General features: G+C 67.0%; 8 protein-coding genes. 2 read left to right on the plus strand and 6 right to left on the minus strand.

Going from position 1 to position 10861, the window contains the following annotated elements:
- Nucleotides 1-3 precede the first annotated feature (3 nt).
- The 3 genes from LF41_RS15725 to mtgA are packed head-to-tail and all read right to left on the minus strand — an operon-like array spanning nucleotide 4 to nucleotide 2255.
- Entirely contained in the window at nucleotides 4-432 is a 429-nt protein-coding gene (locus LF41_RS15725; RefSeq protein ID WP_036171979.1) for a CBS domain-containing protein, read from the minus strand.
- Nucleotides 392-1447 carry a glycosyltransferase family 2 protein gene (locus tag LF41_RS15730; RefSeq protein WP_052116531.1) on the minus strand — a complete coding sequence of 352 codons (1056 nt, stop codon included), beginning with the start codon at nucleotides 1445-1447 and terminating at the stop codon, nucleotides 392-394. The genes LF41_RS15725 and LF41_RS15730 overlap by 41 nt, the downstream gene beginning before the upstream one ends.
- A 22-nt stretch (nucleotides 1448-1469) precedes the next feature.
- Nucleotides 1470-2255, minus strand: a complete 786-nt coding sequence (gene mtgA, locus LF41_RS15735) for a monofunctional biosynthetic peptidoglycan transglycosylase (protein WP_036171982.1) — start codon at nucleotides 2253-2255, stop codon at nucleotides 1470-1472.
- Between the two features lie 95 nt (nucleotides 2256-2350).
- Between mtgA and hslO the strand changes: the two genes are divergently transcribed.
- Both hslO and LF41_RS15745 read left to right on the plus strand, forming a co-directional pair.
- Complete coding sequence (hslO, locus tag LF41_RS15740; RefSeq protein WP_036172122.1) at nucleotides 2351-3268, plus strand: Hsp33 family molecular chaperone HslO; 918 nt, start codon at nucleotides 2351-2353, stop codon at nucleotides 3266-3268.
- A 164-nt stretch (nucleotides 3269-3432) separates the two neighbouring features.
- Nucleotides 3433-4239 carry an XOO1806 family protein gene (locus LF41_RS15745; RefSeq protein WP_202594071.1) on the plus strand — a complete coding sequence of 269 codons (807 nt, stop codon included), beginning with the start codon at nucleotides 3433-3435 and terminating at the stop codon, nucleotides 4237-4239.
- Between the two features lie 27 nt (nucleotides 4240-4266).
- Here the strand turns inward: LF41_RS15745 and LF41_RS15750 are convergent, their stop codons facing one another.
- The 3 genes from LF41_RS15750 to LF41_RS15760 form a co-directional block, all read right to left on the minus strand.
- Nucleotides 4267-5832, minus strand: a complete 1566-nt coding sequence (locus LF41_RS15750) for a tetratricopeptide repeat-containing sulfotransferase family protein (protein ID WP_036171988.1) — start codon at nucleotides 5830-5832, stop codon at nucleotides 4267-4269.
- Nucleotides 5829-7403, minus strand: a complete 1575-nt coding sequence (locus LF41_RS15755) for a tetratricopeptide repeat-containing sulfotransferase family protein (RefSeq protein ID WP_036171991.1) — start codon at nucleotides 7401-7403, stop codon at nucleotides 5829-5831. Before LF41_RS15755 ends, LF41_RS15750 begins: the two co-directional genes overlap by 4 nt.
- Before the next feature lie 120 nt (nucleotides 7404-7523).
- Nucleotides 7524-10586 (minus strand): TonB-dependent receptor, encoded by a 3063-nt coding sequence (locus LF41_RS15760; protein WP_036171994.1) that lies wholly within the window; start codon nucleotides 10584-10586, stop codon nucleotides 7524-7526.
- Nucleotides 10587-10861: the final 275 nt, after the last annotated feature.

Raw genomic sequence — 10861 nt, forward strand, 5'->3', positions numbered from 1 at the left:
ATGTCAGCTCGCGATGTACCGCTGCAGCTGATCGATCTCCACCTGCTGGTCTTCGATCACGGCCTTGACCAGATCGCCGATCGAAATCACGCCGAGCACCGATTCGCCATCCACCACCGGCAGATGCCGGATGCGTTTGTCGTTCACCAATTGCATGCAATGGTCGGCCGTGTCGGCCAGGCCGACGCGCACCACGTCGCGCGTCATGATGTCCGACACCGGCGTGCTCGCCGACGAGCGCCCTTGCAAGACGACTTTGCGCGCGTAATCGCGCTCGGACACGATGCCCACGAGGCGGCCGGACTGGATCACCAGCAGCGCGCCGATGCGTTTCTCGGCCATCAGCTTGATCGCGTCGAGGACCGGTTGTTCGGGCCCGATGGCGAAGACTTCAGGCGCTTTCGATTCGAGCAGGTGGCGTACCGTGCGCATCGTCGTGTCCCTGTCCTGGAACCTGTCCGGAGGATACTCCCCTCGCCGGCCGCCAGGCGTCGACCAGATACAGGGGCCGCTGCTTGGCCTCCTCGTACAGGCGCCCGAGGTATTCGCCGATGGTGCCCAGCGCGATCAGTTGCACGCCGCCGAGGAACAGGATCACCGCCATCATCGTCGGCCAGCCCGCGACGGGGTCGCCCCACGCCATCGCCTTCACGATGATCCAGGCGGCATAGACGAAGGCGAGCAGCGCGGTGAGCAGGCCGACGTAAGTGGCCATGCGCAGCGGCGCGGTCGAAAAGCCCGTGATGCCTTCGATCGCGAAATTCCAGAGCTTCCAGAAGTCGAACTTGGTCGCGCCGGCGGCGCGCGGGGCGCGCACGTAGGGAACGGACACCTGGTTGAAGCCGACCCAGCCGAACAGGCCCTTCATGAAACGATTGCGTTCCCGCAGTTGCCGCAACGCGGCCACGGCGCGCGGCGAGAGCAGGCGGAAGTCGCCCGTGTCGGCCGGCACGGGCGTGCGCGAGAGGCGGCCGATCACGCGATAGAACGCATGCGCCGTGGCGCGCTTGGCCCACGTCTCGCCTTCGCGAGCCTGGCGCGTGCCGTGCACGTCGTCGTAGCCGTCGCGCCAATGCGCGACGAATTGCGGGATGAGCTCCGGCGGATCCTGGCCGTCGGCATCGAGGATCAGCACCGCGTCGTCGCCGACATGGTCGAGGCCCGCGGTGAGCGCGGCTTCCTTTCCGAAATTGCGCGACAGGCGCAGCAGTGCGACGCGAGGGTCGCGCGCCGCGATCGATTGCAGCACCGACCACGTCGCATCGCGGCTGCCGTCGTCGACATACAGGATGCGGCCGTGCAAGCCGTCCTGTGCCAGGCCGTCGAGCACTGCCTGCAGGCGCGGATGCAGCAACGGCAACGCGTCGGCCTCGTTGAAGGCGGCGACGAGTACGGTCAGGCCGACGACCTGCGTGCGGGCGAACTCGGCGGTGCGGTGCGCATCCATGCGCCGATGGTAGTTCAACCCGTCAGTCGAGGGCGCGGAGCCACGCCGCGCCGCCCAGGTGGCCGGCCTGGCGCTGGATGGCCGCGCTACGGCGCTGGACGTAGGGACCGGGCTTGCCCGCGTCATAACGGCGCGGGTTCGGCAGCACGGCTGCGAGGCGCGCGGCCTGGTTCGGCGTGAGCTGGCGCGCATCGCGATTGAAGAAGCGCACCGCCGCGGCCTGCGCGCCGTAGGTGCCGTCGCCGAATTCGGCGATGTTGGCGTACACCTCGAGGATGCGCCGCTTGGGCCACAGCGCTTCGATCAGCACCGTGTACCAGGCTTCGAGGCCTTTGCGGACGTAACTGCGGCCACTCCAAAGGAACAGGTTCTTGGCGGTCTGCTGCGAGATGGTGCTCGCGCCGCGCAGGCGCTTGACCGGCGTGCCGCGTTTCTCCGCGCGTTCGACCATGCGCTGGTTGTGCGCACGCGCCTTCTCGATCGCCTTGAGGTCGAACCCGTGGTGCACGGCGAAGTTCTGGTCCTCCGCGGCGACGAGCGCCACCGGCAACGCCGGGGCGATCGCATCGAAATCGCGCCAGTCGTAACGCGTGCGGTAGGACCAGTCGCCTTCGCCGATGGCCTGCACGTGCCGCGCGACCATGAAGGCGCTCATGGGCGGATCGACGAAGCGCAACACCAGCACCTGCAACGTGGTCAGCACGGCGAAGACCACCGGCGAGAGCAGCACCCACTTGAGCCATCGGCGGCGCGGGCGCGCTTGCTTCCGGCGCGGGCCGGCCCCATCTGTGTTGCTTTCCGACCCCACGTCCTTCCCCTGTCGTGCGTGCGCCGCGCATTATCGCCTTACGCGCAGCGGCCTCACGATGGCACGACGAGATGCCGATGATGATCACCAGCCCCATGCCCGACTCCCCTGCCCCGCACGACGCCGGCGGCCACGACGACCGCCTCTCGCGCTTCCTCCTTCCGGAGGCCGGCGTGCGCGGCGTGCGCGTCCACCTCGACGACACTTGGCGGCAGATCCGCGCACGCGCGGAATATCCGGATTCCATCGCGCACCTGCTCGGCGAGGCCACCGCCGCCGCCGCGCTGTTCACCGGCCATGCGAAGGTCGACGGACGCCTGTCGGTGCAATTGCGCGGTCGCGGCGCACTGCGCACGTTGTTCGCCGAGTGCACGGCCGCGGGCACGCTGCGCGGCATCGCGCAATTCGACGAAGAGCAGCCGGCTCCCACGGGCCTGTCGGACCTCGGGCCGGACCCGATCCTCGCCATCACCATCGAGAACCCCACGCCGCACGGCCGTGACCCCCAGCGCTACCAGGGCCTCGTACCGATGGAGGGTGGCGATCTGAAGACGGCGTTCGAGCATTACTTCGTCCAGTCCGAGCAACTGCCCACGCGCCTGATGCTCGCCGCCGACGGCAACAGCGCCGCGGGCCTGATGCTGCAGAAGCTCCCCGGCGACGCCGGTGACGCCGACGGGTGGACGCGGGCCTGCGCCCTGTTCGACACCCTCACGTCCGAAGAGCTGCTCACGCTCCCCCGGACCACGTTGATCCATCGGCTTTTCCACGAGGAAGCCCCGGAGCTGCTGGCCGACAAGGGCCTGCGGTTCGGGTGCTCCTGCTCGCGGGAACGGGTCGAGGCCATGCTGCAGTCCCTGGGCCAGGAGGAGGCCGAAGCGGCCTTGGCCGACGGCACCGCCCGGGTGCGTTGCGAGTTTTGTGGGCAGGGTTATTCCTTCACCCCCGAGGACATCGCGGCGCTCTTCGCGCCCGGGTCCGCGCCCATGCCGGCCCCCGAACGCATGCAGTAATGGGACGCAGACCCCGCTCCCACGTACTTTATTTCTCGTTTGACGATTGTTAAATAAACATAAACGGAATAGGATTCGACCACAGCCGCCACAGGAACTTCGACCGGCCCTCCGGGTCACAAGCCGCCATGCGACGCCCGCTCCGCCATCGCCTGTGCATTGCCCTGCTCGCCCTCGTGGCGGCGGCCGGCGCGCATGCGCAACAGCGGAACAAGGACGGCACGGTCGAGCTGCCGATCTGGAACCAGGCCAGCGGCAAGGTCGAGGCGGTCCTGCTGCTCGAGCCCACGCAGAACGCCGTCGGCATCCGCAAGCAGTTCAGCGAGGGCGCGCTCGACGCGGCCTTCGGCCTGGACGCCGGCGATTCGCTCGGCCTGCTCTGCGATCGCAAGACCGGCGTGTCGAGCGCGATTTCCAACCTCGCCAACCATTGCCTGCTCGCCTCGCTCGAAGATCCGACGGACAGCCGCCACCTCAGCGCCACCACCGCCTTCAGCCGTAACGGCGGGCGCGTAGGCCTCACCCTCGGGTCGGGCCAGGAAACGCTGCCGGCGTGGCTCAGCCCGAATGCGCGCGCCAAGGTCGAGCAACACGACGTCGCGGTGTTCGGCCAGAAGAACATCGGCCGCGAAGGCTTCATCACCATCGGCGGCACCGTCGCGAAGGCGCGCCTGGTGTCGGCGGCGGACGTGCCGGAACTCGCGGATCGCTGGAACACGCGCAGCTTCAGCGTCGGCGGCGGCTACGGCAACTTCAGCGGCAGCATCATCGGCCGCGTCATCGACGTGCCGGGCCAGCCGGACAACTTCCAGGGCTTCGGCCTGGGCTTCACCTGGCGCACGCCGTGGAGCGGCCAGCTCACCGTCGGCGCGGAAAACGTGGTGACGCGCGGCAAGAATCCCTTCGCGCTGCCGGCGGGCACCGAAGACCAGGGCACCGTCCCTTACGTGCAGTACCAGCAGGATCTCTGATCCGCTGATCCTCCTCGCGGCGCCGCGTCAGGCCTCGCGCAATCCTTCGATCAACGGCTGCAGGTGCGCCTCGTAGGGCGCCCACTTCGGCACGTCGCGCGCGACGACTTTGTCGCGCACCTGCACCGCGCTCGCCGTCGCCACGCCGCGCGTGCGTTGCTGCATCGCCAGCATCGCCGGATCGAACGACACTCCGCAGAATGCCGCCACGCCGCGCATCACCGTCTCCGGATCGCGCGTCAGCGCCGCGTAGTCGACGTCGTACACACGCCCCGGCCACGCCGAGTGCCAATGCGCCATGAGGCGCTCGTACTGGTGGTGGAAGGCCGCGAGTTCGCGCTGGTCGTACGAATACGGGTTGGCGTCGGAGAACAACTCGCGCAGGTTGGAGAAACACGTCTCCACGGGGTCGCGCACCATGCGCAGGACCTTCGCGTTCGGCAGCGCGCGCAGGATGAATCCCAGGTTGAGGAAGTTCGACGGCAGCTTGTCGGTGAACCAGCGCTCCTTCCCGAGGCGCCATTCCATGTCGCGCAGGTAACCGGCGCCGACATCCGCGAAATCGATATCGGACGCGCGCTCGACGATCGTCGCGTCGATCACGCCACGGCAGTGGTGGTCCGTCGCCCGCCGCATCTGGCTGGTGAAGTCGTACAGCTCCCCTACCCCGCGTACGTCGGGATGCCCGTCGAGCAGCTGTTCGAGCAGCGTCGTACCCGAGCGATGCATGCCGACGATGAAGATCGGCGTGCGCGCGCCTTCGACGGCAGGCGCAGACGCGCCCGCGGGCATCGCGATCAACGCATCGACCAACGCGCGCGTGTCGTCGGCGCGGTAATCGAGCGTGGCGCGCTTGGCGCGGCACATCAGTTCCAGCGCCGACCACGCGCCTTCGACGTCGCCCAGATCGTCGAGGGCCTTGTGCAGCGCTTCGGCGAGTTGCGCGACCTCCTGCGGCCGACGGCCGGGCCGTTGCAACTGCGCGCGCAATTCGGCCACGACGTTCGCGTCCGCCGTCTGCTTGCGCAAGCGCGCGAGCAACCACCACCCCTGCGGCAATTCCGGCGCGCGCTTCACGGCCGTGCGCGCATCGACCTGCGCATCGTCGAAGCGGCCGAGGTACATCAGCACCTGCGCGCGCGCGAGCAAGGTCGGCGGAAACCCGGGGTCGCCGCGCCTGGCTTCATCCAGCAATGCGAGCGCGCGGTCCTGCTCGTTGAGGTAGCTGTACTGCGCGGCGATCGCCAGCAGCATCGGGATCGGAATGCGATCGAGTGGGCCCTGCGCCTTCACCAGCGCATGCAACGCCTGCGCCGCGTTGAAGGTCCGCAGCCGCGCGACGAGTTCCATCACGATGGCCGGATCGCGCGGCCCGAGCGCCGCGGCGCGCAATGCGTGATCGCGCGCGGCGCGATAACCACCCGCCAGCGAATGGACGTACGAGAGTTGCACCAGCACGCGTGCATCGCCCGGCCGCCGCGCATGCAGCGCCTGGAAGCTGGCGATCGCCTGCGGCCATTCCTTGCGGCTGGCATGCCATTCGGCCTGCTGCCACAACGGATCGGCCTGCGCGTCGCCCGGCCGCGCGCTCATGCGCGATCCGCGGCGCCCAACCGGTCGACGAGCGGCGCAAGCGCGTCGGCATGGCGGCGCCACGCGCCGATTCCGCGCGTGTTGATCGGCTCGCGCACCTGCGAACTGCTCGCCGTCGACGACGACGTGGTGTTGCGCGTGATGTCCACGACGCTCGGATCGAACGACAGCCCGCAGAATTCCATCGCCTGCTTCGCGGTCGCTTCCGGATCCGAGACCATCGCCTCGTACGAGACCGTCATGAAGCGGCCCGGCAACGTACGTTCCCAATGCGCGACGAGGTCGCGGAACCGCAGTGCGTGGTCGGCCAGTTCCTTCAGGTCATAGCTGTAGGCGTATGCGGTGCCGGAGAACAGCTCCTTGAAGTTCGAGAAGCACGCATCGACCGGCTCGCGCACCATGCACAGGATGCGGGCGTTGGGCAGCGCGCGCGCGATCCAGCCGGCGAAGAACACGTTCAGCGGATTCTTGTCGACCAGGTGCGTCTTCGCCCCGTAACGGCGCTGCGTGCGCGCGAGATAGTCCCGGCCCACGACGTTGAAATCGACGCCCGCCATGCGTTCCACGATCGCGGCGGTCGGCGGCGCGGACACGAACGTATCACCCGCTTCCGACAGCGCATGCGCGAAGGCATTGAGCTCGCCCGCGCTCGCGACGTGCTTGTGGTTGCCGAGCATGCGCTCGAGCACCGTGGTGCCCGTGCGCGGCATGCCGACGACGAAGATCGGCACCTGCGCCGCGAACGACCCACCCGAAGCAGGCGCATCCACGGCCGGCAATGCGCGCAATGCCTCGAGGCCCGCGGCTTCGGCCGCGCCGTCGTAGCGCAACTGCGAACGCATCAGGCGCGCGCCGGCTTCAAGCTCGCGCCACGCGGCCGCGTCGTCGCCGGCGTCTTCCAGTTCCTTGTACAGCGCGTAATGCAGGTGCGCCTTGGCGAGCGGATCGTGCGCATTGGCATCGAGCGCTTCGCGCACGCGCGCGACGCGACTGCCCGGCGGATCCGCCTTCTCGTGGTAGGCCAGCGTCCAGTGCGAATACGCATCGGTGGGCGCGAGCGCGATGGCGCGCTCCAGCGCGGCGGTGGCTTCGCGCAGGCGGCCCGAATACCGCAGCGCGTTGGCGCGGGAGTATTCGATCATCGGATGCGGGCGGCTGCGCGATTGCGCGGTGTCCAGCAAGCGCAACGCATGATCGGATTCGTCGATCAGCCACAGGTGTTGCGAGAGCACCACCGATTGCGCGATCACCGCCGGCTGCGACCAATCCGCGCCGAGGATCAGCTCACGCACGCGGTCGCGTTCGTCGAATGCGAGAAGACGCAGCGTGGCGAAGGGCAACACTTCCCATCGGCGCATGTCGCGCACGATGTCGGCGGCGGCGATGGCGGCATGGCGCGCGTCGCGGTAGCGGCCCTGCTGTTGCGCAATGTCCGACAGGCGCAGGTGCACGATCGGTTGCCGCGGCGCGATGGCGAGGATCGCTTCGTACTGCGCACGCGCCCCAGCCGGATCCCCCTGCGATTCGAGGGCCTGCGCCTGCTGCCAGCGGCGTTCGAGTTCCTGTTGCATCGGTTCCGTACCCGCAAAAACAAGGCCGACAGGATAACGGCCGCGCGCCCCGCGTGCGCGCACAAAAAAAGCGGCCACCCGAAGGTGGCCGCTCTGGAACTACTTCAACCGAAGTGGTGCTTAGAAGTCGTACTGCACCATGAAGCGGACCGTACGCGGCGCCTGGAACGAAGCCGGGAGCAGGTACGTGTTGACCGGCACGCCCGTGGTCGGGTCTTCGGCCGTTTCGATCACCGAGGTGACCTTCTGGCTGTTGAACGCGTTGAACACGTCGACCTTGAACTGCAGGCCTTCCGCCCAGTTCGGGGCGTAAGCGACGTTCAGGTCGATCGAGTTGGTCCACGGCAGGCGACCCTTCGTACCGCGCGGGAAGGCCGAGACCGGACCGACGAAGTTGCCCGAGGCGTCGGTGGCCTGACCCGAGGTCGAGGTACCGCAGCGCATGAACGACGAACCGTACGGGTGGTAGCCACCGTGGTACGGGTACAGGACGCCGAAGCAGTTCAGCGGACGGCCCGACTGCACGATCAGGTTGGCACCGACCGACCACTCGTCCGTCAGCTGGTAGTTGCCGAACAGCTTCAGGCTGTGGCGACGGTCGTTCGGCAGGTAGCCGTACGTGTCCTGCGTCAGCTCGATGTAGTCGAAGTCCTGCGTGGTGTTCGTGTTCTGCTGACCGATGTCGGACTTCACGCCGCCTTCGGTGTTGCCCTTCGACTTGGCGTAGGTGTACGAACCCTGGAGGAAGAACTTGTCCCAGTTGCCGTCGAAGAAGAACTCGACCGCGCTGTACGTACGCTTGGCCGGCGGCGAGAGGCGCGAGCCCGGCACCACGTAGGTGCGCAGCACGCCGTCGTTCTCGACGTCGGTGACGAAGATGCCGTCCTTGCCCGGGTTGAACAGGCGGCAATACGGGAAGCCGTCGTTCGGGATGACCGGGGTCAGGCCATCGGCAACGGCCTGCTCGTAGATCGCCGTGTAATCGCAGGTGTCATCGATCGCGGCCTTCAGGTCGCGGAAGATGCCACGAACGCCCAGGGTGAAGTGATCGCTCAGCGCCTTCTGGAAGCCGAGGATGTATTCGTCCTGGTACATCGGGTCGAGGTTGGCCGACGCGATCGTCGCCGGGTTCTTCGGACGACCGAATTCACCGTTGATGTACGTCAGGCCGCCACGCGGCGTGGTGGTGTTCGGGGCGCCCGAGGTCGGGTCGACGCCGTTGAAGTTCCAGTTCTGGCGCGTGAACACCGAAGCGGAAGCACCGCGGGTCGCAACGTCCGGCGTCAGCGGCAGCGCGTAGCGGCCGGCGTTACCGAAGACCTTGAACGTCGAGTCGCCGAACACGTCCCACGAGAAGCCGAGGCGCGGGCCGAACTGGTTCGAGATCTTGACGAAGGTGTTACCCGAGCCGTCGAGGTTTTCGAACGTATCCCAGCGCAGGCCGGCGTAGGCGATGAAGTTGTCCGTGATGTTCCAGGCGTCCTGGACGTAGAACGCGGACTGCTTGACTTCGTTCGACGAACCCTGGTTGACGATCTGCTCGCGAACCACGTCGAACTCGTCGCCGGTGTTCGGCAGGCCGTCCGGACCGTTGTTCGTCGTGTAGCGCCACGTGCGGCCGCCTTCCGTCGAGGTACCGGCGATCGACGTGTAGTTGTCGACGTCGTAGCCGAAGCGGAGCAGGTGGTCGCCCAGCTGCCATTCGGCGTCGATGCGGTACTGCTTGCGGGTGTCTTCGTTGTTTTCGGCGTTGATCGCGCCGCCGGTGATGTTGCACGAGCTCGCGTAGACACCCGTGATCGCCTGGCGGTAGCCCGGACGCGCGTCGGTGATGACCGGGCAGCCGGTGGCCGGCTGGCTCAGCACGCCGCCGTAACGGACGTCCTGGCCGGCAGCCGTACGCAGGTGCTGGCCGCGCGAGAACTCGCCACGACCCGCGAGGGCCGACAGCGTGAACGTATCGGTCAGGTAGCCCGTGTACTTCAGGATGTAGTTGTTACCACCCTGTTCCTGGAAGTTGGTGCCGACGAAGTTCAGGCGGTCGAGCTGGCCGACGGCCGACTGGTTGATCGTGTAGGCCGTGTTCGTGTAGACGTCGGTCTCGGTGTCCTGCTTGTCCGAGAACGCCGTGAACTCGAGGATGTGGCTGTCCGTGATGTTCCAGTCCATCTTCAACAACCACGACGGCACTTCGATCGTGGCGTCGGTGTTGGTGCGGGCAAGGTGCGTGCCCCACGTGTCGTTCTGCTGGTTGCGGTACGAGAGCAAACCGTACGCGAACAGCTTGTCCTTGATCAGCGCGCCGCTGGCCCAGACGCTGGCCACGTACTCTTCCTGCGAGTCACGCGTGTTGTCCTGGCGCAGCTTGCCGACGTCGCCCGGAACGAGCGGGTTGGAGTAGTACGTGTTCTTGACGTCTTCGCGCAGCGATTCCGGCGCCCAGAAGACGTTGCCACCGGCGTGGAATTCATTCGTACCGCGCTTGGTGATCTGGTTGACCACGCCACCCAGCGAACGGCCGAATTCGGCGCCGTAACCACCCGTCTTGATCTGCTGCTCGGCGATCGCTTCGAACGGAACCGTCGCGAAGTTCAGGCTGCGGAACGAGTTGGTGATGTTGAAGCCGTTGACGTAGTACTGGTTTTCCGCGACGGACGCGCCGCCGAAGGAAGCCAGGTTGCCGAACGCGGCGTCGCCACGCACGGTGCCCGGGGCGAGCAGCGCCACCGAGGACGTGTCGCGCGGAACCGGGATCTTCGCGATCTGCTCGGCGGTCAGGATGGTGGTCGACTCGACCGACGTGACGTCGATCGGGTTGATCGCACCGGCGCCGACGACTTCGACCGTGTCGAGGTCGCGGGCCTGGCCGCCCTGCACGAAGTCGACGTTGGCAGCGGTGCCGACGTTGACCGTGGCCGAACGCGCGGCGCCGCCGTTACGCGACACCTGGTAGGTGCCGATCGGCAGCTGCGAGAAGCGGTACGAACCGTCCGCGCCCACGGTGATCGTGCGCGAGAAACCGGTCGACGGGTTGGTGATGGTGATGGTGTCGCCCGCGGCAGCCTGGCCGGCGATGGCGCCGGCGGTGTTCGTCTGCGCGTTGACGCCGCCCACGAAGCACAGACCGAGAGCAACGGTCAGCGCGCTTCGCTTCAAGCCTTTCGTCAGGTACTGAGAAGCCATGTGTATGAAACCCCCAAGGGACGTGTTTGAACTGTTGGTGCAACGTCAGCCGCAACGGCTCGACCGACCGACTGTACAGTCGAAACAAATCCTTAACAAGGGCTTATCAGAGCTTTAAGGTTGCAAATCACGCTATCGGCCTCAGGGGCATGCAAGTGCCTGAAAACATTGGCCTCATGCTGCATTGCAGCAGACTTTCCGTGCGTCGGCGCACGGGTTTTTGGAAACGTTTTTTGTTACGTAGTTAACAAAACGGCCGCCTCTCGGCGGCCGTC

This window comes from Lysobacter dokdonensis DS-58 (genome assembly GCF_000770795.1).
Lineage (GTDB): Bacteria > Pseudomonadota > Gammaproteobacteria > Xanthomonadales > Xanthomonadaceae > Noviluteimonas > Noviluteimonas dokdonensis.

What these genes read in the sequence shown, in the direction of transcription:
- LF41_RS15725 (WP_036171979.1), bottom strand. Translation starts at nt 432, where the DNA reads ATGCGCACGGTACGCCACCTGCTCGAATCGAAAGCGCCTGAAGTCTTC.
- LF41_RS15730 (WP_052116531.1), bottom strand. Translation starts at nt 1,447, where the DNA reads ATGGATGCGCACCGCACCGCCGAGTTCGCCCGCACGCAGGTCGTCGGC.
- hslO (WP_036172122.1), top strand. Translation starts at nt 2,351, where the DNA reads ATGCCCGACTCCCCTGCCCCGCACGACGCCGGCGGCCACGACGACCGC.
- LF41_RS15750 (WP_036171988.1), bottom strand. Translation starts at nt 5,832, where the DNA reads ATGAGCGCGCGGCCGGGCGACGCGCAGGCCGATCCGTTGTGGCAGCAG.
- LF41_RS15755 (WP_036171991.1), bottom strand. Translation starts at nt 7,403, where the DNA reads ATGCAACAGGAACTCGAACGCCGCTGGCAGCAGGCGCAGGCCCTCGAA.
- LF41_RS15760 (WP_036171994.1), bottom strand. Translation starts at nt 10,586, where the DNA reads ATGGCTTCTCAGTACCTGACGAAAGGCTTGAAGCGAAGCGCGCTGACC.